A 22,910-nucleotide genomic window follows, 5' to 3' on the forward strand; every position below is an offset into this window, starting at 1 on the left:
GGCCTCGAAGGCTTCCGCGATGCGCGCCCACTCCGGCTTCTCCACCTGCTTCGCCATGCCCGGAAGCGTCCGCCGCGAACCGCTCCCCCGGCAATCCCTCACGGCACATCGTTGGCCGGACGGTTACGATGTTGAGCCCGAAGCTCATCGCGCCTGCGCTGGGAAGATCCTCGATGTCCTTGCCGAAGGGCATCAGCGCGAGACCGGCCATCTTGAAGCACTGCACGCCGAACGGGATGCCGACGAGGGTGAGGCAGAGCACCAGTCCACCCAACAGGTACTCGAGGCAGAGCACCAGCCCTCCGCCGAAGATGATCCACAACAGGTTCAGAAGCAGGTTCATGATCGGCTTATACGTTGGAGTCGTCAGTCGATGACATGAGCCCGCCTGAATTTCGTCAGGCCTCGATTTCAGGAGCCGCGCGCGCTGCTAGCGCTTGAGCCAGGGCGCGGGGTGTCTGTCCATCCCCGCGCCTCGTCGTGGAGGCGTTCCGCAAACCGGCGGCTACTCCTCCGCGGCCTCCTGCGGCTCCTGGAAGTCCACGTCGAAGTTGACGCGCTGGCCGGGTTCGATGGTGAAGGTCTTCTGCCAGTGCGACGGGCCCACGTTGACGTTGAGGCGGTAGTCACGACGCGTTAGCCGTCCGGCTAATGACGTGCGAGGTGCCTTAAGGCGAGCCACGGCAGCGATCGGCGAGCGCCGCATGCCACTTGTCGGAGGATCCGGCTGTGGTGACGGCGCGTTAGTCAGTCATCCGCCCCAGAACCGGCTTGGGCCCAGACGCAATGTTGAATTGCACTTCAGCGCCCCTTCACGGTGTGTTGCCGAGCCTGAATCCAAAGTAGCTCGGCCCCCAGCAGACTTGACCCGGCGAGAGCTCTTGTATCGCGATGTCTTCCCATGTGACGTCCGCACACACCAAGACTATCGCGGGCGGAGTACGCGCGTGCAAAAACTTGGCGACGGCCCAGGCCTCAATAAGGTTGTGCATCGGGTGGAGGAATCGCTCCGTGGGGAGTTCGGAGGCGTCCATTGCAACACGTATGACCAATGCCTCCGAATTTGCGAGTAGGGATGGGGGAAGCGAGGATACTTCGCCAAAGATGCGACCAGTCCGCATGGAGCCGTCTTGGGCGGACCACGCAAGTCGAATACAGAGCCAGCCAAGAACAGCCTCTGCCAACTCCACATCTTCCTCAAGAGCGCACGAGACAGGAGACTTTATGAAAGCGGCTAGACGCGACTGAAGATGATAGTTCTCTGCACTCAGTCCAATGCTGGGGATTTCAGTCAGACTAAGTGGAATGCGAAGTGATGGGACCTGCGACAAGGGAAAGGCAAGAGGTGGTGGAGAAGGGCATAGCGCTCTTTGGGCGGCACGTCGGACACGGGACACTGGGTCGGCTAAACAGGCCCGGAGTCGCTCCCGGCTTTGCTTTGAAGCATTAGGCTCTGATGCAAGGCTCTCGGCGATATTCGCGCGCAGTTCGTCGGTCGGTTCTTCACGAAGCCGCTCCCATAGTAACCCCTGTGAGTCGGGATCTCCTGAAAGCGAGTAGAATGCTGCGCTGCGGATGCTTTCATTTCTGTCTGATAGGAAGTCACGCAAGATATCGCGTGACTCCGGGTCGGCAGAGAGCGCACGAATGGCAGCGGCGCGTGCATAGTCGTCATCTTTCGATGTTAGCGTCTCTTTGAGCCGCTGCCACATTTCCGGGTCAGCTCCTAGTGCCTCAATGGCTGCAGCCTTGGCGGTGGGAACGTCGCTTGAGAGCAATGAAAATAGCCTTGGTTTGGATTCAGGATCGCGCGCCATCGCGGGTGCGATCTCTGCGGCAATATTAAGATTTTCACTTAAAAGAAGAGCTCGAAGGACGGGCTTGGCCTCCTGATCATCAGCGAGGATTTCGGCATACTCCCTGATGGGAAGTAAGTGGGCGTCATCTCCAGTGCTCCACAGGTGCTCAAGCTCTGTGCGCAAGAGCCGTTTCATCCTGGGATCGTCCTTAAGTAAATGAATCAAGGTTTGGCGTTCAGGGCTGTTTAGTGATTTGAATTGTTCGTAGAGGAAATCTATGGATTCTGGATCGCGCGACAGCGGCTGAAAGAGCGAGCTTCGTATGATGGACTTGTGGTTGAGTAGAGTCCTCATTTCTTGACGATGGGTCACTTCATTTGCCAATAAAATGAACGCCACCAAGCGCGGAGCCCATAGGTCGTCAGCGATGGCCGAGAAGAGCGTCTCTCGGATCGCAGGTTCGTCGGCTAAGGCTTCGAGTGCAGCTCCTGCAACGAGTTGGCTTCTGTCATGAAGAAGCTGCTTGATCTTCGAGCGGCTTAAGGGGTGAGCACTCAAAGCCTTGATGGCAGCGATGCGGACATCGTCAAATTTATCTGTCAGCGCGTCTTCGAGCATAAGGCGAGATTCGGAGTCGCCTGCAAGCTCGTGAAGCACTTGGGACCGGAGAAGTTCAATGTGGATCTTTGGCGTCCACCGAGCATCAGCAGTTTGTCGGAAGAAGCTTCGGAGATGCGGGCGTGCTGCCGAGTGCTGGCCCAAAGCTTTGATGGCGCTATGCCGCACATTGTGCTCGGGACTGTCAAGGTGCGGCCGAATGGCTTCAATGGATTCAGCATCTGCTCCAAATGCCTCAATCGCGCCGATGAGAAGGTTTTCATCAGTCCCATGCAGAAGCTTTCGGAGGTCCGCCTTGTATTCCGGAAAATCGGCAAGGGCCTTTACTGCCCGATGATCTCCGTTGTCTAGGCGGCTCCGAACAAGCAGGCGCCACTCTGGATCTTCGGCAAGAACACGCAAGGTTTCCGCGCGGAAAAATGCTGTCGGTCTACGCAATGCCTCGGTAATTGACTGGCGTGATAGTGGGTCGTTGCGTAGAGCCTGGGCCGCTTGGTCAATGTGGTGGAGATAGTGGGATGGTGGCTGGGAAAGTCTGTCTGTAAAGTATTCTCTGAGATGGTGAAGCGCACCTGGATCCGTAGCGACAGCGGAGATTGCCTCGTCTGCCACTGCAAGATCACTGCCCGCAATAAGCTGATGGAGTTCTTTCCGCCGTTCTGGATGCCGCGCTAGTGCTCTTACTGCGAATGAACGAACAAAGCTGTGGCGATCGAAGATCGCATTAGCCAGGGCATCGATTGAGGTACTATCGCCTCCCAATGCTTTAACAGCGGTCATCCGGACGCGCGCTTGGTCATCCAATAGGCCCTCTCGAGTCAATGCGCGAGCGCCCTCGTCATTTTCGAGATAATCAATGGCATCTTCTCGAAGTCGATTGCGGGAGTTTCTGAGCAGGGTCCGAAGCGGTGGCCAATAGGCAGAGTATTTTGCCAGAGCCTTAAGTGCGGTGCTCTGGCGGATGGAGTCCGCGCCTTTTGTTAGTTCGATAATCTGCGCGATGCTCAGTCCTAAGCGAACAAAAGATCGTGCCATTCTATGGATCGTCGCCCACCAATTGCTCGTCCGGCGCTCTGGAACTCGCAGTCCCAGCGTCCACGCCAGGATATGAGCTTCGGTTCCTGCTTCGCCAGACGTTTCAAGCAGTGCTGCCAGCGCTGTCTTGTAGTCAATCTGAAGTCCGACGCCTCTTTGTAAATAGGGCTTCAGCACAGGTAATGCGCGCTCGCCTGCATCCATCAGGCGGCGCTCGTCGTTACCAAATCGGCCGGAAGGCATCTGCATCCGTCCTACCAGGAGCGCCATTACTTCGGCTGAATGCACTTCGCAGAACTCGCTGACGCCTGTGCCGCCATAGCTAATGGCTCTTAGCAAGAGCCGTAGCATGCAATGATCGGCTGAATCGTGCGCCGCTTCCTCTAGGACTGCTTTGAGGGCAGCTAAACCCTGAAATGCATGTGCCATTGGGAGGACTTCCAGTGCCTCCTCCGGTCCTTTACTAAACTCCGTTCGCCAACGTGCTCTCGCTTTCGAAAGATCGAACTCCGAACGTGCGGCGAAGTACTCGCCGAATGTCAGGTGGGCAAACCGAAGCTGTGTCAACCCAATGAACAGGCCTGAGGCACGGAGAGCGTCCCGCATGTCGTCAGGCAGTTCGTTGGCTTGAAACGAAACTTGTGGGTCCCTCGTCTCAGGGAGAAGCATCTCGCGGGCGACACGTGACAACTCTTTCACAATCGATTGACGGCTGACCTCTCCAGAAAGAGAAGCACACGCGTGATCGAGGGGGCGCTGCTGATTGAATGAATCGTCGGTTTCGTTGACACCTAGCACCTCTCCGTAGAGCTCGAGAGTTGTACCAGGAAGCCTTTTGATACGGCGGTAGAGAGCCCCCGCCAGAGAAAGCAGCACTGGTGTCCTGGTCCATCGTGCGCCGTCGGGAAGAGCGCGCAGTTCTCGAAGTAAAGGGACGATCCATGGCTGATTGCCGAAGTAGCTTATCAGGAAGAGCTGTGCGGCAGGCCCCGTCAGCCCATTGAGTTCCACTTCCGTAAAGCGCCCAATGAGGGCGCGCGTCGGACGGGAGGCAATATGGAAGAAGAGCCCCTCATTCAGATCCGAAAGCATGCTGGGGACGCGCCTGCCTGCTTCATCAAAGCCATCGAGAAAAAGGTGGGCCTTGCCAGATAAAATGCTGTCTCGAAGGGCTTGATACAGGGGAGATGTGCGATCAACAGGAAGGTGAACAGCAGCCATGGCAAGCTCTACAAGCCGCTCCGCTGGTTGGTCAGTAAGTAGATTTTCCAACCATGGGATCCAGAGGGGCTGAAGTGCGTCTTTCTGGCTTTGCGCATTTACTGCTGCTCTGCAGGCGAGCAATCGGAGAAGCGTGGATTTGCCTGTCCCCGCGTTGCCCCAGATGAAGACTCGCTGCGCGAGTGATAATAAGGCCTCGGTTGATACAGCCGAATGCGAGGAAATGCCCAGCATTGCGTTCTTTCGGGCATCAATCTCTGCTTGAATGTCTTCTTCGGTGCTTTCCGCAGGAGTCGGGTCTGGCTGACTCTGACGACTCGAACCGGGAGTCTCTCTCCTCTGTCCGAGAGGCGCAATCTCTACCTCCATGAAGATATCCTGGATCGGCCGTGCTAGAGGTTCACCTGTAAGCATCACCTGGCCAGCGACCACACGGAGTGCGCGCAAGTAGTCTTTGATGCCAAGGCTGTCTGCGGTTGGTATGTGTCGTGTGATTTTGTGGATTTGGCTCGATGGCAGCTGCCCCTTTGTCTCGAAATCCACCTCAAAAGTCGCGGTCGGCCATAGGTCGGAGAGGGTGGGACACCACTCTGCCGCCATACCTTCGAAGCCACTTAATCCGATTACGCTAGCGGAGAGCTGGCGGTTGTACCGGGCTTCAATGGCCTTCCATCGCGCCCGAAGATGCTTGAACGAATTCGCAGGCTGGGCGTCTGTGGAGCCCGAGGTATCTGTGGCAGAGGACACCAGCACCAAGAGAGGAGTGCCCGCTGGCGCTATTGATGGAGAGTCGAAATCTTGAAGGCCGTCACTTGTCCATCGCGAGAACGCGCGCCAAGGGCTCAAATCGAGGATGAGATCGTGACGGAGAATTGCGCCTATATGATTCTGAATGACTTCAGGCTTCCTTAGCTCGGCGGCAATTGTCGTGCAGTTTTTGGCAGAGAGTCCCGCTTTCCACAGGCGCTCTACATGTGCACGCGATGCTTGTGTGAGTCCGAAGTAGGGTCCGGCCACCAATATGCGTGGTTGATCGTGGCGGGAAGTTGTAGTGTTCGGTTCTTGCGCAGCGGGGGCGGGACTGTGCTGCTTTTGGGGCGAACCAATCTGCTTAATGTCAAAATCAGAAAATTTTCCAGGCGGGCTTTCCGCTGAGGATATTTGACGGGGAGAAGGCTTTGGCTGTTCGGAGGCGGACTTGGCTGTTGCTGGAGTGATGTCTGGTGGTGTGGTTTGTTTGTTGTCAAAAAAGCCGTCGTCCCAGAGTGGATTGCGCGTCTGGTCGAGCGCATTTCTTGCCCTCAGTTTCTCGCACTTCCGCCAGAGTTCAGGCAAGGCCGCATTGAAGGCGCCGCTCGGTGGGCCATGACGGATGATGATTTTGTCGAACTCTTCGGGATCGCCAGATGGAAACGTTACGACATGGCGTCCACCTTCTTTGGGTAGAAATTGTAGCTCTCCTGGTCGATAACGCAGCGACTTGAAGTGGAACAAAAGTCGAGAAACCAGAAAGCGATTGAGGATGCTCGATTGGGGGGATAGGGGGTACGGTGCAAGTCCGTTTAGGACGGCGGATGTGCTGCCTCGAAGCGCGCGCCCAATTGTCTCGTCTATTTCTGGTGGGACACTTAGGTCCTTGTATTTTAAGTAGAGGTTCTTTGTCGCTTCGTTGTCGTCTTGTAGCTGTTCTTCAATGTCTAGGAGTTGGGTGCGAAGTGAGTCAAGGTCGGGAGCGATCAGGAAACGCTTTACGATCTCTTCGTGTTTGAAGTTTTCTAGGCGGATCCGCAGGAGATCAATCAGTCCGCCGTCGCCACAACCAGAGATGAGGTATTTCTCGGGATTCAATCGGACGGGCTGGTGAAGCGCATCGTTGTCCCAGTAAGATAATAGCGGGAAGCTGCTTATTTTTTTCTCTAGACCGAAGCCAACTGTTAATAGGACTGCGTCGAAATCCTGTGAGTGGAAGCTTGAGGTGTTCCATCCAATGGTGATCTTTCCGTCTTTGTTGTGACTTATGTTTGCTATTGATTCGACATGGGTGGCGAAGGTGATTTTTGATCGCTCGGGGAGTGCTTTCCACTGTTCGTCCAGTTGTTCTACAACTTTGCCAGCAATCGCGGCCGTCCAATTGAGGAGTGGAAGCCCTGCATCCGGATTGTCCGCATAATTCTTGGGCCAATCGTAGATATGTGGATGTAGCCATCGAGTATGGTTGAGTCGCTGTAGTGGCAGTATCGTTTCCTGCCTCTCCAGCAGAACCACGTTGCATCCGAGCCGTGCCAAGGCGGCAGTTGCGGTTATTCCTGCTGCGCCTGCTCCGACAATGGCGACATTTGCTTTGCGGTTAATGCGCTTTGTCTGGAGAAGTGAGTAGGCGAGGTTGAGCGCGCGGACCTGTTGCGAATAGAAGGTGATCCTCTTCTCGAAACACCCAACGACGAAAACACCAGGTGCCTCTGGCACCTCCATGTGGCGAATGATGTCTTCGGGGGAAACTTTCTGGCTTTTCAAGACGGCTCCTTTGTAATCCCGAGCGGAGTATGTCAGCGGCTTTCCCTCTGGGATAGCTGCTTGGAGAGCCGCTCTTTGGTTTTTGAATGTGGAACGGGGTCACTATTCTGATCTCGTTCGAGTTCGGCATTCAGTGAGATAAGCTGAGTCGCCAGTCGCAATGGGCCCCGGCTTCAAGCTTGACAGGGCTGTTGTGCTTGGGGGATGGGCGCGATTTGCGGTTGCAAGAGGCACCTCAGCTAGTCTGCGTATGAGAGGCTTCGCGGCCCCACGCGTCACGAAGTTCATCTCATGCGCCAGTTTCGTCGTCTGCGCGGAGAGGAACATCTCCACAGCGGCCTTTGTCTTGGCAGTTGATCTGGCTACAGTGAATGCCAGGATGGCATGCGTGAAACATGCGAAGGCGCTGTGCTGAGTTGCTCCCTTCTAGAGGGAGAAATGCGGGTCCGGAGTTACAGTCTAGTTCCTTTTGTGGAGATCCAAACTTCATCTTGGGCGCGCGGTTTAATGCGTTGCTACAACTCTTGTGTGCGGAATGATCGAGGAGGCTGGCTTGAGCAGCCTGATGCCTTGAAGATTAGCGATGAGTTGCGACGTGGGCAAAGAAGAAGCCCAGCAACCCGGTATGGATTGCTGGGCTTCTGAATCCAAGGCGGCGTGGCGCCTACTCCTCCGCGGCCTCCTGCGGCTCCTGGAAGTCCACGTCGAAGTTGACGCGCTGGCCGGGCTCGATGGTGAAGGTCTTCTGCCAGTGCGACGGGCCCACGGTGACGTTGAGGCGGTGGTAGCCCTCGTAGACGTCCAGCTCTTCCACTGGGACGACGCCCACGGGCTTGCCGTCCACGGAGACGTTGGCGCCGGCCGGGCCGCGCACGTTGATGAAGGCCTTGTTGAGGAAGAACTGATACGCCGACCGGCCCGTGGGGGCCACCGTCACGGTGCGCGATACGGAGATGCCGAGCGCGCCGTTGGTGAAGGTCAGCAGGTGCTTGCCCGGCGGCAGCGACGCGGACAGCGGCGTGCGGCCCAGCAGCGCGTTGTTGAGCGTGACCTCCACGCGGGGCTCCACGGTGAGGTCCAGGATGCCCATCACGGGGCCCGCGTCCACACCGGCGTCCACGCCCGCGTCCTCGATGCCCGCGTCGAAGGGCTCCGCCACGACGATGGGCAGACCCGCGTCGAACGTCTCCACCGTCATCGTGCCCTGGAGCTGGCGCTGGACGATCACCGCGCCCGCGCCGAGCGTCAGCACGAGACCGCCCACCACGAACGGCACCCAGGAGCGTGAAGGCTTCTGCGCGGCCACCGCCTGCACCGTGGGGCTCGCTGCGCCACCGAAGATGGGGCCCGCGGGCCGCGTCTCCGTGGATGCAGTCGGAGCAGGGGAGGGCGTCACGGTCTGTGCCGTGGCCGGGATCTCGGTGCTCGGGGCAGCGCTCCGCACCGGGGCCGCAACAGGAGTGCTCTGCGCGGTCTGCACAGGCGCCGGAGTCTGCGCCACCGTCGCCACCGGCTGCACAGGCGCGGAAGCCTGCGGCGCGGCGGCCACGGCCTGCACGGGAGCCGGCTTGCTGCTCTCCGCCGAGGAGAATTCCGGCACCTTGCTCTTCACGGGCTCCACGAGCCCCGCGCCGTTCGCGATGATCTCCGCGATCTGCGGCGTCGGCATGCCCGCCTTCGCCAGTGCCTCCGCGATGCCCTTCTCAATCGTCGCCCGCCGCGCCGCGCGAGCCTCGGCCTCCGGCGGGAACAGCTTCGCCAGGTGCTCCGCGAATTCCTCGTGCGTCGGCAGCTTGCCAATCGCATCCACCAGCGCCTCACGGAACGCGAGTGCCGACGAGTAGCGCTCCAACGCCCGCTTCGTCGTCGCACGGCGCACGACGGCATCCAGCTTCAGCGGCACGTCCGCCGGCATCGGGGGCAGGGCGCGGTTGAGCACCGCCTTGTCCGGATCCGCCGACTCCTTGAACGGCATCTTCCCCGTGAGGCACTCGTGCAGCGTGAGGCCCAGCAGGAACACGTCCGACTGCACGTTCACGGCCTCGCGCCCGCCCAACAGCTGCTCCGGGGACGTGTACGCGCGGCGGTTCTTCACGCGCTTGCCACCGCGCTCACGCGGCGCCACGGACAGCGCGCCGTAGCCCGTCACCTTCGTGTAGCCGCTGAAGGACACCATCAGCGTCTCGGGGCGGATGTCTCCGTGCACCAGCGGCGAACCGTCGTCGTTGCCCGCCACGTGCGCGTAGTGCAGCCCCATGGCCGCGTCCGCCACCACCAGCGCCGCGAAGCCCGGCGTCATGCGCGGGTTCGCTTCCAGCACGCGCCGCAGCGGCTCACCGTCCGCGAACTCGGTGACGCGCGCCAGGCCTCCGTCCAGCTTCTCCAGGCCGTGCACGCGCAGGATGTTCGGGTGCTCGAAGACGATGGCGCGGTTCGTCTCGCGCTCCAGGCGCGCCACCAGCTCCGGGTTCTGCGCGATTTCAGGCGGTGCCCAGATGAGCACCACGGGGCGGGGCGTGGCGCCTTCCTCAATCGACAGTCCGAGGAAGGCACGCGAGCCCTCTCCGGCAAGGAGGGGGCCGAGTGACTGATAGCGAGGCGAACTCATGGGAACGGCATGCTAGTGCCCTTCCCGTCGATCCTGGAATCCCCGGGTCGCGCCTAGATTCGCTGCCCGTCGAAAGGCAGCGTCAGGTGGTAGCCGTAACGCCCGCGCCGCACGAGCAACAGCACGCTACGTCCCCGTCGCGCCGTCAGCAGGGCTTCACGGAAAGTGTCACCCGTGGGGACAGGCTGATTGTTCATCCGCAACACCACGTCCCCCGGCTCCAGCCCAATCTCCGAGGCAGCCGAGCCCTGCCGCACGGACGCAATCGCCATCCCGCCCTTGCTCTCCTTCACTCGCAGTCCCAGCTTCTCCCACGCCAGGTTCTCAAGCAGGCGAGCTGGAAATTCGACCGGCGTCACCTGCACCGTGCGGTTGCCGCCTGCTCGGAAGAGCACCAAGGGGAAGACCGAGCGGGCAGGGTAGCCGCGCACGCGCGAGTCGAAATCCTCCGCGTCCTGGATGCGCGAACCGCCCAGCTCCGCGACCACGTCTCCGCGCTGCACACCGGCCTGCGCGGCGGGGCTGTCCGGATCCACGTTCGTCACGATGACGCCGTACGTGCGGTCCCATCCGAGCCGCGCGGCCACCTGCGAGGGCAGGTCCGCCGTGTCCATGCCCACCCACGCGGGGCGCACCTTCCCGAAGCGCGTGAGCTCCTCCACGATGCGCCGCACCTTGTCCGCGGGGATGGCGAAGCCGATGCCCTGCCCGTTGGCGTAGATGGCCGTGTTGATGCCGATGATCTCCCCGTCCACGTTGAGCAGCGGCCCGCCGGAGTTGCCCGGGTTGATGGCCGCGTCCGTCTGGAGGAAGTCGTTGTAGACGCGGTCGTCCGCGCGGAAGGTGCGGCCCGTGGCGGACACCACGCCCGCGGTCACCGTCTTGCTCAGGCCGAACGGACTGCCGATGGCGACCACCGTCTCGCCAATCATCAAATCGGAGCTGGTGCCCAGCTTCGCGGTGGGCAGGGGCTCCTTCGCGTTGACCTTGAGCACCGCCAGGTCGTTGTTCGCGTCACTGCCCACCACCTCCGCGTCGAAGGTGCGCCCGTCCGCGAGCACCACGTGGATGGCGGAGGCGCCCCGGATGACGTGGTCGTTGGTGACGATGATGCCGGACGGGTCGATGATGGCGCCGCTGCCCAGGCCGGTGATGCGCTGGCGCGTCTCCGGCTGCGCCATCCCCTGGCCGAAGAACTCCTCCAGCGGCGAGCGGGGCCGGCCCCGGAAGCGCGACTCCACCTCCTGTTCGGTGCCGATGTAGACGACCGCCGGGGAGACCTTCTGTACGACCTCCACCACGTCGCTGCGGCGCCGGGACAGGTCCGCGTGCGCCGGGAGCGCCAGCACGAGCCCCCACAGCAAGAGCCCCCACCGGATGTGTGCTGCCCTCATGCCTTCCTCCGTACGTCGCCGGGAATTGTCTCCCGGAAGACAGTCTGAATGTCGGGAAGGCCTCAGCCATTCCCTGGGTGTCTGGAAGCGGCGTCCCGCTCTTCATAGACCAGATGGTGCGGCCGTGATCGAACGCACTTTCAGGCAGAACGTCCTTGCCCTGGGCCGATTGCGGCGTTGGGGGAGCAAGGGCAGCCCTGGGAGTCCCGGCGCGGCGTGTTGCTGGCTGCCCGCGGGGGCCTTGGGAGCGGTTGCGCATGAGTCTCGTCCTGGTCGCGGATGACGAACCCGCGGTGCTGGAAGTCCTGAGCCAGGTGATTGAGGACCTGGGGCACGACGTGGTGCGCGCGAGGGATGGCGAGGAGGCCCTGGCGCTCGCGAGAGTCCACCGGCCGCGGCTGGTGGTGACGGACCACATGATGCCGCGCATGAGCGGCATGGAGCTGTGCAGCCGGCTGAAGCAGGAGCCGGGCTTGCGCGAGGTGCCCATCATCCTATTGAGCGCCGTGCTCCAGCAGGGCTCGCCGGATGCGTCCGCGTTCCTCAACAAGCCCTTTGAAATCACCGACTTCGAGGCGCTGGTCCACGACGTGCTGGAGAAGGCCCCCGCCGTGCCCCCGGGGCCCGCCACGCCCGTGGAGGCGCTGAGCCGGTGGGTGGCGCAGTCGCTCCAGGGCCCGCTGGAGGCCGCGAGGGATCAGCTGCGCACGCTTCGGGACCTGCCCCCGCCGGGCAAGAGCGCGGTGGAGGCGCTGAGCGCGCAGCTCCAGTCGCTGGAGCGGATGGGCCGCTACCTCCAGGACGCCGCGCGTCTGAGTTCGGGCAGCGTGACGTTGCGGCCGGTGGAGGGAGACCTGCGCCAGCCCCTGGAGGCCTCCGTCGCGCGGTGCCGCACCACGGGGCCGGGCGTGCCGGTGGAGGTGACGGTGCCCCCGGAGGCGGTGGGCCTGCGCTTCGACCCGGAGCGTCTGGAGCAGGTGTTCGACGTGCTCCTGTCGAACGCGGCAAGGCAGGGCGGGGTGCGCGTGGAATTGAAGGCGTCCCCGGAGCAGGTGCTGGTGCGCGTGAGCGACCCGGGGCCGGGCATCCCCGAAGCGGAGCTGCCCCGGCTGTTCCAGCCCTTCCCGGAGGGCCCCGTGCGGGGCGAAGCGCTGGGGCTCTACGTGGCCTCGGAGCTGGCGAAGCTGCACGGCGGCGCGCTCTCCGCCGAGTCGCGCCCCGGACAGGGCGCGACGTTCAGCGTGTCGCTGCCGCGCGTGGCCTGACGCCTCAGGCCTTCTGCGACTTCAGCATCCAGCCGATCATCTTGTAGAGCAGGCGGGCGCCCACGTTGGCGTCCCACTCGCTGCCTTCCGGGTCGGGGGCCACTTCGGTGAGGTCGAAGCCGACGATGGTTCGGCCCGAGCGCACGACGCCCGCGACGAGCGCGGTGGCCTCCGGGAAGGACAGGCCGCCGGGGACGGGCGTGCCGGTGTTCGGGCACAGCACGGGGTCCAGGCCGTCGATGTCGAAGGACAGGTAGACCTGCTGCGGCAGCTTGTCGACGATTTGCTTCACCTGCTGGTTCCAGGGCAGGCCGTCGAAGCGGTTCTGCTGGAGGACGGCGTCGTAGAAGGCGTGGATGCGGCCGCCGGAGTTCTCGATGTAGCGGTGCTCGTTCTCGCTCATGTCGCGCAGGCCCACCTGGACCAGCGTCTTCACGCCCGGGATGCGCTCGCACACGTTGTAGAAGATGGACGCGTGCGACCAGGTGAAGCCCTCGTACGCGACACGCAGGTCGGCGTGCGCGTCCAGGTGCAGCACGCCCATGCCGGGGTACTTCTCCGCGTGGGCCTGGACGATGCCGAAGGAGATGGCGTGATCGCCACCCACGGCGGCCACGAGCTTGCCCTGCTCAATCCACTGCTTCGCGGTCCGGTAGACGTGGTCGTTGAGCTTCTCGCTGAAGCCGTTCACGTCCTTGGCGGCGGAGAGCAGCTCTTCCTCGCCGGAGTCGATGCCGCCCGCTTCGATGACGAGCAGGGCACGCTCCTTGGCGCGCTCGTTCCACGTGTGCAGTTCGGCGGGGGCCTCCAGCATGGCGATGCCGCGCTCGTAGGGCCGGCCGGTCTCCACGTCGAACAGGTCCACCTGCTTGCTGGCCTCCAGCAGGGCGGCGGGGCCGTCGGACGTGCCGCCGCCGTAGCTGGTGGTGGCCTCGAAGGGCACGGGGATGACGACGACGTGGGCCTCGTCGGGAGAGTGGGGGAGGCCGAAGATGCCGGAGCCCGGCTGCGCGGCGGCGGCGGGGTCGAAGTGGGTAGCCATGGCGGCGCAGGATACGGTTCCGCTCCCGGGGCGCAATGGCTTCGGTGGCGCCTGGCCGCCCTCAGAGAGGAAAGGCCTTCATGAACTTGCGCGCATGCTCCGAGTTGGGCCCCTGGATTCCCAACCGCAGGTAGAGGTCGTACTCCTTCCGCGCCTCCTTCACCCGTCCCAGGTTCTCGTAGGTGTTGGCCAGCGCGAACCGGCACGCACCGCTGTCCGGCTCCGCCTCCACGCAATCGCGGAACGACGAGAGGGCGTCCGTGGGCCGCCCCAGTTCGAGGAAGGCCCTGCCCTTGGAATAGGCCGCGTCCGCCACATCGGAGGAGCGCTTGTGCTGCTCGCCCGAGCGCATGACCCACGTCAGCACCAGCACGCCGAGCAAGGCACCGCCTCCCATGATGAGGCCGTTGCGCCAGTGGTGACTCCAGCGGGGCCTGGCCAGGACTTCAGGCGGCACGGGGGGAGGATTCTCCTCGGGCGCGTCTTGGGGAACCCGGGGCGGGCTTGGGGGAACCAGCTCCGCGGGGAGCACGGGCCACTCGTGCATCGCGGGCGAAGGCGGAGTGGACTCGGCGTCCACGATGGCGCGACTGGCCAGCAGCCGTTCGTCGCGCCAGGTCTGGAGCTGCCGGAGGAAGGGATCCGGAATGGAGACGGGCCGGTGCTGGGTGGCCAGCTGTTCCTGGAAGCACCACGCCATGAACAGCTTGCGGGCATGGGTGGGGAGGCGCGGCGCGTGGGTGCCCAGCCAATCCGACAGGGATTGTTGCAGCGCCTCCGCGCTCCGGTATCGCTCGTCCGAAGAGGGCATGAGGGCCCGCTTCAGGATGGAGAGCAGGTCCTCATCCAGGCCCGGGTTGAGGCTGCGCGCTGGCGTGTGCCGGCCCTCCGTGGCGCGCTGGAAGATCTCCAGCTCATTGCCGGTGATGGGCCGCTCGCCACAGAGCAGTTCGAACAGGACGACGCCCACCGCGTAGACATCCGCGCGAGCGTCCGCGGGCCACTGCTTGAGCTGCTCCGGTGCCAGGTAGGAGTACTTGCCCTTGACGACCCCGACCTCCGTCTCCGGCCGCCCCGCGAGCCGCGCCTTGGCGATGCCGAAGTCGGAGACCTTCACCTCGCCCTCGTAGCTCACGAGGACGTTGTCGGGAGAGATGTCCCGGTGCACGAGACCCAGGGGCTCGCCCTGTTCGTCCGTGCGGGTGTGGGCATGGTGCAGGCCCCGGCACAGCTCGATGACGGTGCTGACCGCGAGCGGCGCGGGCATCCAGGGCAGGCCCCTGGCCTTGAGTTGCTTGAGCACGCGGGACAGCGGCTGGCCGTCCACGAACTCCATGGCCAGGAAGTACTCGCCCTCCACCTGCCCGAAGTCGAAGACCTGGACGATGTTCCCGTGGTTGAGCCCCACGGAGATGCGCGCCTCGTTGAGGAACATCTCGACGAAGGCGGGGTTGTCCGCGTACTCGCCCAGGACGCGCTTGATGACGACGGTCTTGGTGATGCCCGGGCCCGCCGTGTATTTCCCCCGGTAGACCATGGCCATTCCCCCGGCGCCCAGGCGCTCCAGGAGCTCGTAACGGCCAAAGGGGAGAGGCTGCGTCGCGCTCACCCGGGTCAGGGTAGCAAAGGGAGACGAAGGCCGGAAACTCCGGCATCCCCAGCAGTCCAGGTCTCAACGTGACGGAAAGGACACACATGGCAACCCGGAAGAAGACGGTGGCGAAGCGCAAGGGCGGGCTCACGGTGGACGACGTGCGCGAAATGGCGCTGGCGTTGCCTTCGACGGAGGAGCGCCCCTCCTACGGAACGCCCGGGTTCCGGGTGAGCGACAAGCTCTTCGCGCGGGTGCTGGATGACGACTCCATCGTCATCAAGGTGGACTTCGACCACCGCGAGGCCCTGCTGGATTCCAAACCAGACATGTTCAAGGTGACGCCGCACTACCAGGACTGGCCCATGGTCATCGTGCGTCTGAGGACCGTGAATCGGCGCCTGCTGCAGGTCCTGCTCCAGGAGGCCTGGCGCCGCTGCGCCTCCGCCAAGGTGCTCAAGGCGCTGGAGCCCGCCGCGGCTGCTCCCAAGCGAGCGGTGAAGAAGGCTCCCGCCCGCAAGCGAAGCGTGTAGCGGCTTCAGTCCCAGCGAACGACGATCTTGCCCACGGTGCTGTTGCCCGCCATCCGCTCCAGCCCGGAGCGGAGCTCCGTCATGGGTAGCACCGCGTCCACCACGGCCTTCAGCGCGCCGGAGTCGAACAGGGGCAACAGCTGCCGCTCCGCCACCTGCGTGAGCAGCATCTTCTCCTCCGCGGGCCGGCTGCGGAGCACGGTCCCCTTGAGAGTGAGCCGCTTGCGCATCACCGGCCCCAGGTCCAACTCCGCTCGCGCGCCCGCCACCGAGCCCACCTGCATCAGCCGCCCCCGGGGCGCCATGGCCTTCACCGACTCCGGCAGGTAGGCGCCGCCCACCAGGTCCAGGCACACGTCCGCGCCCCGGCCCTCGGTCGCCGCGAGCACCGCGTCCGCGAACACCGGCGGGTTGCTCTCGCACAGCACCGTCTGGCCCACGCCCCACTCGGAGGCCCGCGCCAGTTTCTCCGCGCTCCGTCCCGTGCCCACCACTCGCACGCCCATGGCCCGGCAGATCAGCGCCGCGGCGGAACCCACGCCGCTCGCCACAGCGTGCACCAGCATCGTCTCCCCGGGCCTCAAATCCGCCTGGAGCACCAGCGCGTCGTAAGCTGTGAGATACGCCTCCGGCAGCGCCGCCGCGTCCGCGAAGTCCAACCCGCGAGGCATGCGCAGCACCTCGCGCTCGTGCGTGGTGATCACCTCGCTCCACGCGCCGCCACCCACCAGCCCCATCACCCGGTCGCCCGGCTGGAACTTGCGTGCGCGCGGGCCCACCGCCACCACTTCACCCGCGTACTCCAGGCCCGGCACGTCCTGGGGCACGTCCGGCGGCGGCGGATAGGCACCGCGCACCTGGAGCAGGTCCGCCCGGTTCAGCGCGCTCGCCCGCACCCGCACCTGCACGTCGTAGGGCCCTGGCACCGGCTCCGGCCGCTCGTCGAACGCGAGGACCTCCGGACCGCCCGGCTTCGTGATGCGCACGACCTTCATGACCTGCCCCCTTCCGCGAGAAGACCCACCACCGTTACAACAACAACCGCGTCACCAATCCGAAGTACGCCAGCAGCGTCACGTTGTCGGACACCGCCAGCACCAGCGGCGCCGACGCCAGGTGCGGATCCACCTTCAACCGCTTGAAGACGAACGGCAGCACGCCGCCCAGGCACGACGCCAGCGTGGCGGACACCGTCACCGCCACGAACAACGCCAGGGGAAAGCCGAACCCCGGCGAATAGAAGCGCCCCAGCAGCGCCACCACCGCCGCCGCCATCAGCCCGGCCAGGCTCGCGGCCAGCACCTCGCGCGTCACCACCTTCCGGTCCACCTCTCCGTGCGTGACCATCGACACCGAGACCGCCGTCGTCTGCACGCCCAGGCTCTCCGACAGCACCAGCACCATGGGGATGAAGGCGCTCACCACCACCAGCTCCGCCACCGTGTGCTCGAACAGGCGCGTCGTCGTGGCCGCCAGGAACCCGCCGGCGATGTTCACGAGCAGCCATGGGAAGCGCTTGAGCGCCATGCGCCCCGGCTGCGTCTCGCTCGCCTCGCCCTTGGGCAGGCCCACGAAGCGGTAGACCTGGTCGCGCACGCGGCCCTCCACCTCGTCGAAGAGCGTGTCGGAGAACGCGTCCACGAACTGGTTCATCTCCACCACACCCACGATGCGCCCTTCCGCGTCCACCACCGGGAAGGCCAGGAAGCGGTAGGTGACGAAGAAGTCCTCCACCACCGCGTCGGAGGCGTCCACCGGCAGCTTCACCACCCGCGTGAACATCAGCGACGCGATGCGGTCGTCGGGAGCCGCGCGGATCAGCTTGCGGATGGGCACTACGCCCACCAACCGGCCGTCCGGGTCGCACGCGTAGCAGTAGAAGATCTCCCCCGTGCCAGGGTGGGCGCGCAGCTTCTCCATCGCCTGGGCGACCGTGTCCTCCACGCCCACCGCGGTGAAGTCCCGGGACAGCCGGTCGCCCTGCAACAGCGTGTGAGCGGTCTCCGGAGGCATCTGCACGAGTCGGGGCACGAAACGTCCTGGCCCGCCGGAGCGTCAAGGCTTATCTAGGACTCCATCCGCCATGCCACTCACGCCGTGTCCCATCTGTCAGAAGCCGGTGCCTCCGCGGCCGGAGAACACCTCCCATCCCTTCTGCTCCCGCCGCTGCCGCGCCGTCGACCTGGGCCGCTGGCTGGGTGAGGAGTACCGCGTGCCCGACCGTCAGGCCGAGCAGCAGGAGGACGAGCTCCCCTCCGACGGAGAGCCGCGCCGCCACGACGCCTGAGCCGTTGCGGCCGTCCAGCGCTGGAAGGCTCCCGGACTGCTTGAACGACAGGGCAGGGGAGCGTGCCACCGGAAGGCCCGCGTCCGTGCGCCCCGGAGGGCAGGGGATGGGCGTGCCGCTGGAGTCGCGGGGAGAGTGACGCTATACCCGCTTGCCGTGAAACGCGCCGTCAACCTCATCGCCAGCCTGCTCGTCACAGTTGCCTTCATGTGGTGGGCCTTCCGGGACACGGACGTGTCCACGCAGGTCGCTAGCCTCAAGGCGGCCAACTACGCGTGGATCCTGCCGTATTGCGTGTGTCTCACCTTCGTCCACGTGTTCCGCACGTTGCGTTGGGGGGCGCTGCTTTCCGGCCTGGAGCGCATCCCGTTCCGCAAGCTGAACGAAGCGTCCGGCATCGGCTTCATGATGCTGCTGGTGCTGCCGTTCCGGCTGGGTGAGTTCGCGCGGCCCTTCCTCATCGCCCAGCGCAGCTCCATCCGCCGCAGCGCGGCCATGACATCCGTGGTGCTGGAGCGCATCGTGGACGGCCTCTTCGTGGCGGCGATGTTCCGCGTGTTGCTCTTCTTCGTCCCGACGGAGACCCCCGAGGTCCGGTACGTGAAGCTGGGCGCGTGGCTGATGTTCGCCGTGTTCGGCGGCGGCTTGATGTTCCTCCTGCTGGGCCTCTGGCAGCAGGAGCGCACGGTGCGGCTGGTGCGCGCCACCGTGGGCCGCTTCTCGCCGGGCGTCGCGGACAAGGTGGCGGACGTCGTGGACACCTTCGTGGGGGCCATGCGCCAGCTCCCCGACCGCAAGCACATCGTCCTTTTCTTCCTCTACACGTTCGCCTACTGGGGCATGAACGGCCTGGGCATGGCGCTGCTCGCGCGCGCCTTCGACTGCTCCGGCGCCGCGGCGGGCACTGCCTGCGAGCCCATGAACCTGTCGCTGTTCCAGTCCTACATCGTGATGTGCGTGCTGGTGGTGGGCGTGATGATCCCCGCCGCGCCCGGGATGATGGGCACCTTCCAGGCCGCCACCAAGGTGGGCCTGGGGCTGTTCATGCCCGCCGCGATGGTGAACGCGCACGGGCTCGCCTACGCGAACGTGCTGTGGCTGTGCCAGACGTTCCAGCAGATCGGCTTCGGCCTCATCCTGCTGTCCATCAGCCACATGTCCTTCCGTGAGCTGGCGGGGAAGATGAAGAAGGACGACGACACCGCGGCCACCCGCTCGTCGGCGGCCTGAGGCCTCTTCGCCGCTACGGGGCGGGCTGGGTGGCCTGCCCTCCGTCGGTAGCTGGCGGGGACGCGGGAGGCACCTGCTGGGCGCGCACGCTGTTCTTCACCTGTTCGGTGACGGCGGCGGGATCCACGGTGCCCTTGAACGTGCCGAAGGGCGTCTCCAGGCGCTGCTCTCGTTTGCCGTCGGTGCCCGGCGGCCCGCACCAGGCCTTGGTGGCGTCCTCCAGCGAGGCCACGGGCGTGCGCACCGCGGTGCGCGTCTCCGTGGTGGACTTGGCCACGAGCACGTGCTCGCGCATCAGCACGCAGTGGTCCTCGTCGAAGTACCAGGCCGCCGAGCCGTCCGCGAACTCCTGCGCCCGCGCCGGTCCCCTGCCCATGGTGTCCGCCACCTGGGCGGACGTCATGCCGGGGTAGAGCTTCTCGAAGCCGGGGGCGGCGCAGCCAGTGGCGGCCAGCGCGAGCATTGCGGACAGCAGGGAGGGACGCATCAGGGGGCGCGGCTCCTGGAAGGAGAGGCGACAGACCCTAGCGTGTTCCTCCCGGACCGCTCCAGGTGGGGCCTGGAGGCGATGACGGGAGGATTACAGCTCCTGCTCCAGCCAGCGCCACAGCCGCTCACTCAGCAGGCGGGCACGGCGGCGGAGCAGGGGGCCGCTCACGACTCGCCTTCCGTCTTGGCGGGGATGCGGCCGTACTTGGACAGCAGGTCCTCCACGGCCTCACGCAGGTACTCGCTCTGGTGGATGCGGGTGCGGCGCGCCAGCTCGCGCAGCTTGTGCACCTGCTCCTCGGGAACGAGGACGTGGGTGGAGACGATGTCGGCCTCGGGGCTTCGGACCTCACCGGGTTCCACCACGGACGGGGACGACGGAGCGTCGGGGCTCAGCGGGCTGGCGCTTCCATCCTGCATCGGGCTTCCTCCAGGAATGCTGCTACAGGCCGCTACCGACCTGGCCTGGGCATTAGGGGGTCGGCCTCTCGTGCCGTCAAAAAAAGGAACACGCGGCGCGCTGGGTTGACTTGGCACCCGGTGCGCTGTTACTCGCGCATTCACGTAAGGGGAGTAGTTCCCGCCCGGCAGACAGGGGCGGAGGGGCGCTCGACACACTGGCTGGTGACAGCCCGGGCCCCCATCTCGTGAAGCGCGCGAGACGAACGAGACCTTCGGACAGGGATAACGCTCCCTGGCCGAGGTCCGTCGTGCGCGCTCCTCCCTGAAGCGCTCCACCCCACGACATCCTCCGCGCCAGGAACTGGGATGGGGTGCCATCGTGTCGTTGGAAGCAATCGTCGGTTCATTCGTGCTCGTCGCCGCCAGTGAGATGGGGGACAAGACCCAGCTGTTGGCGTTCTCGCTGGCGTCCAGGTTCCGCAAGCCGTGGGTGGTGCTGGGCGGCATCTTCGTGGCCACGGTGGCCAACCACGCGCTGGCGTCATCGGTGGGCACATGGGTGTCCACGCACGTCCCCGCGCGGGTGATGGCGCTGGTCCTGGCGGTGTTGTTCCTGGGCTTCGGCCTGTGGACGCTCAAGCCCGACACGCTGGATGAAGACGGCGGGAAGCCCCCACGCTTCGGCGCCTTCCTCACCACGGTGGCGCTCTTCTTCATGGCGGAGATGGGGGACAAGACGCAGCTGGCCACCATGGCGGTGGCCGCGCGCTACCAGGCCCCGGTGCTGGTGACGCTGGGGACGACGGCGGGGATGCTGGTGTCGGACGGCCTCGCGGTGTTCCTGGGCGATCGGTTGTCCGGGCGGGTGAACATGAAGTACGTGCGGTGGGTGACCGCCGCGCTCTTCTTCCTCTTCGGCCTCGTGTCGCTCTGGACGGCCTGGCGCGGCTGAGGCTTCGCGAAGGGCCCCGGCGTGCAGGGACGCCGGGGCTTCGCGGTGAGGACTACTTCAGGCTCGCCGTGTCGATGACGAAGCGGTAGCGCACGTCGTTCTTGAGCATGCGCTCGTAGGCCTCGTTGATCTTCTGGATGGGGATGACCTCCACGTCGGAGGCGACCTGGTGCTTCGCGCAGAAGTCGAGCATCTCCTGCGTCTCACGGATGCCGCCAATCATCGAGCCGCCCAGCTTGAGCCGGCGGGGGATGAGCGAGAAGGCCGCCAGCGGCGTGGGAGTCTCCGGCGCGCCGACGATGATCATCGTGCCGTCCGTCTTCAGCAGGCTCAGGTAGGCGTTGTAGTCATGCTGCGCGGAGACGGTGTCCAGGATGAAGTCGAAGGACCGCCGCAGCTTCTTGAACGTCGCCTTGTCGGACGTGGCCTCGAAGTGCGTGGCGCCCAGGGCGAGCGCGTCGTCGCGCTTGGACGGCGAGGTGCTCAGCACCGTCACCTCCGCGCCCATCGCCTTGGCCAGCTTCACGGCCATGTGGCCCAGGCCGCCCAGGCCCACGACGGCCAGCGTGCTGCCGGCCTTCACGCCGTAATAGCGCAGCGGCGAGTACGTGGTGATGCCCGCGCACAGGAGCGGCGCGGCGCGGTCCAGGGGAATGCCCTCCGGGATGCGCACCACGTACTTCGCGTCCACGGTGATGCGCGTGGAGTAGCCGCCGTAGGTGGGCTGGCCGTCGTATTCACGGCCGTTGTAGGTGTTCACCGCGCCGCGGTCGCAGTACTGCTCGTCGCCCGCGAGGCACTGGGGGCACTCGCGGCACGAGTCCACGAAGCAGCCCACACCCACGGCGTCACCCACCTTGAACGTGGTGACGGCGCTGCCCACCTGGGACACCTTGCCGACGATTTCGTGGCCCGGGACCATGGGGAAGAGGGCGCCGCCCCACTCGTCGCGAGCCTGGTGGATGTCGGAGTGGCACACGCCGCAGTACTGGATGTCGATGAGGACGTCCTGGGGGCGCGGCTCGCGGCGCTCCATGGTGAAGGGGCCGAGCGCGGCCTTCGCGCTGGGTGCGGCATAGGCAGGGGTCGAGGGCAAGGAAGGCTCCTGATGGGAAACGAAGGAGGGGCGGCAATGTAGCGACGCCGGGGCCACCGTGCCGGGTGAATGTCAGGACAAGTGGACCTGCCCGGGGGGCATCCAGGAGACTCCGCGCCCATGAGCCAGGAACGTCTGCAGCAATCCCTGTCCGCGGGTCCCCATCACCTCCTCTCCCGCCTGGTCGGCACGTGGGAGGGCGTCGCGCGCACGTGGTTCCAGCCCGACAAGGTGGAGGATGAGTCGCCCATCTCCGGCACCTTCCGGAGCGTGCTCGACGGCCGCTTCGTGGTGTATGAGTACACGTCCTCCTTCGGGGGCAAGCCGCTGTCCGGCATGGCGACGCTGGGCCATCACCTGGACGGGAAGCAGTTCACCATGTCGTGGGTGGACACCTTCCACGTCGGCACGGACATCATGGGCCTGCAGGGAGAGGCCGGGGTGAGCGACCGCTTCTCCGTCACGGGCAGCTACTCCACCGGTGAGCAGTCGCCCCGCTGGGGCTGGCGCGTGGACATCGAGTTGACCGGTCCGGATGCGCTGGTCATCACGCACTTCAACATCGAGCCGGGTGAAGCACCGCAGAAAGCCATTGAACTTCAGTACAAGCGCCGGAGCTGAAGGGCGCCCGGGGTGTCTGGGATGGGCCGGGCGGCTGATGTATCAATGCCCGGCGCCGCGCGCTTTCCGCCGGTGCTCACCCAGAGCTGAAGCATCCCCTCATCTGAATCAGATAAGTCCGAAGGCCTCTCGGAAGACAGCGTGCTCGCGGACGAGTTGCCCGAATCGCTCCACCAACGGGCGGAGTCGTTCATCGCTCATGCGCGGCATGGC

The 22,910-nt window shown here is 64.8% G+C and carries 17 protein-coding genes; 6 read left to right on the top strand and 11 right to left on the bottom strand.

The window, feature by feature from the left end:
- From D7X99_RS44035 to D7X99_RS36740, 4 genes are all read right to left on the bottom strand, one after another.
- The coding region (locus D7X99_RS44035) for a YccF domain-containing protein (RefSeq protein WP_301541144.1) at positions 1-343 on the bottom strand (343 nt) is incomplete at its 3' end.
- Between the two features lie 469 nt (positions 344-812).
- On the bottom strand, positions 813-7,187 hold the full coding sequence (locus D7X99_RS36725; protein WP_147476374.1) for an FAD-dependent oxidoreductase: 6,375 nt from the start codon (positions 7,185-7,187) through the stop codon (positions 813-815).
- A gap of 664 nt (positions 7,188-7,851) precedes the next feature.
- On the bottom strand, positions 7,852-9,795 hold the full coding sequence (locus D7X99_RS36735) for a serine/threonine-protein kinase (protein WP_121781825.1): 1,944 nt from the start codon (positions 9,793-9,795) through the stop codon (positions 7,852-7,854).
- A 53-nt stretch (positions 9,796-9,848) separates the two neighbouring features.
- Complete coding sequence (locus D7X99_RS36740) at positions 9,849-11,189, bottom strand: trypsin-like peptidase domain-containing protein (protein WP_121781826.1); 1,341 nt, start codon at positions 11,187-11,189, stop codon at positions 9,849-9,851.
- 257 nt (positions 11,190-11,446) lie between these two features.
- Between D7X99_RS36740 and D7X99_RS36745 the strand changes: the two genes are divergently transcribed.
- Positions 11,447-12,454, top strand: coding sequence for a hybrid sensor histidine kinase/response regulator (locus D7X99_RS36745; protein ID WP_121781827.1), 1,008 nt, complete (start codon positions 11,447-11,449; stop codon positions 12,452-12,454).
- A 4-nt stretch (positions 12,455-12,458) separates the two neighbouring features.
- Here D7X99_RS36745 and D7X99_RS36750 read toward each other — a convergent pair whose 3' ends face one another.
- Together D7X99_RS36750 and D7X99_RS36755 are read right to left on the bottom strand one after the other, a co-directional pair.
- Positions 12,459-13,496, bottom strand: a complete 1,038-nt coding sequence (locus tag D7X99_RS36750) for an agmatinase family protein (protein WP_121751327.1) — start codon at positions 13,494-13,496, stop codon at positions 12,459-12,461.
- A gap of 61 nt (positions 13,497-13,557) precedes the next feature.
- Entirely contained in the window at positions 13,558-15,105 is a 1,548-nt protein-coding gene (locus D7X99_RS36755) for a protein kinase (RefSeq protein WP_147476375.1), read from the bottom strand.
- 86 nt (positions 15,106-15,191) lie between these two features.
- Here D7X99_RS36755 and D7X99_RS36760 point away from each other — a divergent pair, with 86 nt between their 5' ends.
- The gene (locus tag D7X99_RS36760; protein WP_121781829.1) at positions 15,192-15,620 is read left to right on the top strand and encodes an MmcQ/YjbR family DNA-binding protein; all 429 of its coding nucleotides are present in this window, start codon (positions 15,192-15,194) and stop codon (positions 15,618-15,620) included.
- Between the two features lie 5 nt (positions 15,621-15,625).
- Here D7X99_RS36760 and D7X99_RS36765 read toward each other — a convergent pair whose 3' ends face one another.
- Positions 15,626-16,615 carry an NAD(P)H-quinone oxidoreductase gene (locus tag D7X99_RS36765; RefSeq protein ID WP_121781830.1) on the bottom strand — a complete coding sequence of 330 codons (990 nt, stop codon included), beginning with the start codon at positions 16,613-16,615 and terminating at the stop codon, positions 15,626-15,628.
- Positions 16,616-16,649: 34 nt separating this feature from the next.
- Positions 16,650-17,651 carry a magnesium transporter gene (locus D7X99_RS36770; RefSeq protein WP_121781831.1) on the bottom strand — a complete coding sequence of 334 codons (1,002 nt, stop codon included), beginning with the start codon at positions 17,649-17,651 and terminating at the stop codon, positions 16,650-16,652.
- A 52-nt stretch (positions 17,652-17,703) separates the two neighbouring features.
- Between D7X99_RS36770 and D7X99_RS36775 the strand changes: the two genes are divergently transcribed.
- Together D7X99_RS36775 and D7X99_RS36780 are read left to right on the top strand one after the other, a co-directional pair.
- Positions 17,704-17,907, top strand: a complete 204-nt coding sequence (locus D7X99_RS36775) for a DNA gyrase inhibitor YacG (RefSeq protein ID WP_120576956.1) — start codon at positions 17,704-17,706, stop codon at positions 17,905-17,907.
- Positions 17,908-18,063: 156 nt separating this feature from the next.
- Positions 18,064-19,137 carry a lysylphosphatidylglycerol synthase transmembrane domain-containing protein gene (locus tag D7X99_RS36780; protein WP_121781832.1) on the top strand — a complete coding sequence of 358 codons (1,074 nt, stop codon included), beginning with the start codon at positions 18,064-18,066 and terminating at the stop codon, positions 19,135-19,137.
- Between the two features lie 13 nt (positions 19,138-19,150).
- Here the strand turns inward: D7X99_RS36780 and D7X99_RS36785 are convergent, their stop codons facing one another.
- Positions 19,151-19,624 carry a hypothetical protein gene (locus D7X99_RS36785; RefSeq protein WP_121781833.1) on the bottom strand — a complete coding sequence of 158 codons (474 nt, stop codon included), beginning with the start codon at positions 19,622-19,624 and terminating at the stop codon, positions 19,151-19,153.
- Positions 19,625-19,791: 167 nt separating this feature from the next.
- The gene (locus tag D7X99_RS36790; protein ID WP_120597199.1) at positions 19,792-20,046 is read right to left on the bottom strand and encodes a ribbon-helix-helix domain-containing protein; all 255 of its coding nucleotides are present in this window, start codon (positions 20,044-20,046) and stop codon (positions 19,792-19,794) included.
- Between the two features lie 367 nt (positions 20,047-20,413).
- Here D7X99_RS36790 and D7X99_RS36795 point away from each other — a divergent pair, with 367 nt between their 5' ends.
- Positions 20,414-20,980 (top strand): TMEM165/GDT1 family protein, encoded by a 567-nt coding sequence (locus D7X99_RS36795; protein WP_120565720.1) that lies wholly within the window; start codon positions 20,414-20,416, stop codon positions 20,978-20,980.
- 52 nt (positions 20,981-21,032) lie between these two features.
- On the opposite strand, the gene D7X99_RS36800 is transcribed toward D7X99_RS36795, so the two are convergent.
- Positions 21,033-22,076 (bottom strand): NAD(P)-dependent alcohol dehydrogenase, encoded by a 1,044-nt coding sequence (locus D7X99_RS36800; protein ID WP_121781834.1) that lies wholly within the window; start codon positions 22,074-22,076, stop codon positions 21,033-21,035.
- Positions 22,077-22,196: 120 nt separating this feature from the next.
- On the opposite strand from D7X99_RS36800, the gene D7X99_RS36805 reads away from it, so the two are divergent.
- Positions 22,197-22,697: a DUF1579 domain-containing protein gene (locus D7X99_RS36805; RefSeq protein ID WP_121781835.1), complete on the top strand. Its 501-nt coding sequence runs from the start codon at positions 22,197-22,199 to the stop codon at positions 22,695-22,697.
- Positions 22,698-22,910 lie beyond the last annotated feature (213 nt).

The sequence above is a fragment of the Corallococcus sp. AB032C genome, assembly GCF_003668935.1.
Classification (GTDB): Bacteria; Myxococcota; Myxococcia; order Myxococcales; family Myxococcaceae; genus Corallococcus; species Corallococcus exiguus.

Excerpts from the sequence above, each read along its gene's own strand:
- D7X99_RS36735 (WP_121781825.1), bottom strand. The coding sequence starts at position 9,795 with ATGAGTTCGCCTCGCTATCAGTCACTCGGCCCCCTCCTTGCCGGAGAG.
- D7X99_RS36740 (WP_121781826.1), bottom strand. The coding sequence starts at position 11,189 with ATGAGGGCAGCACACATCCGGTGGGGGCTCTTGCTGTGGGGGCTCGTG.
- D7X99_RS36745 (WP_121781827.1), top strand. The coding sequence starts at position 11,447 with ATGAGTCTCGTCCTGGTCGCGGATGACGAACCCGCGGTGCTGGAAGTC.
- D7X99_RS36750 (WP_121751327.1), bottom strand. The coding sequence starts at position 13,496 with ATGGCTACCCACTTCGACCCCGCCGCCGCCGCGCAGCCGGGCTCCGGC.
- D7X99_RS36760 (WP_121781829.1), top strand. The coding sequence starts at position 15,192 with ATGGCAACCCGGAAGAAGACGGTGGCGAAGCGCAAGGGCGGGCTCACG.
- D7X99_RS36765 (WP_121781830.1), bottom strand. The coding sequence starts at position 16,615 with ATGAAGGTCGTGCGCATCACGAAGCCGGGCGGTCCGGAGGTCCTCGCG.
- D7X99_RS36775 (WP_120576956.1), top strand. The coding sequence starts at position 17,704 with ATGCCACTCACGCCGTGTCCCATCTGTCAGAAGCCGGTGCCTCCGCGG.
- D7X99_RS36785 (WP_121781833.1), bottom strand. The coding sequence starts at position 19,624 with ATGCGTCCCTCCCTGCTGTCCGCAATGCTCGCGCTGGCCGCCACTGGC.
- D7X99_RS36790 (WP_120597199.1), bottom strand. The coding sequence starts at position 20,046 with ATGCAGGATGGAAGCGCCAGCCCGCTGAGCCCCGACGCTCCGTCGTCC.
- D7X99_RS36805 (WP_121781835.1), top strand. The coding sequence starts at position 22,197 with ATGAGCCAGGAACGTCTGCAGCAATCCCTGTCCGCGGGTCCCCATCAC.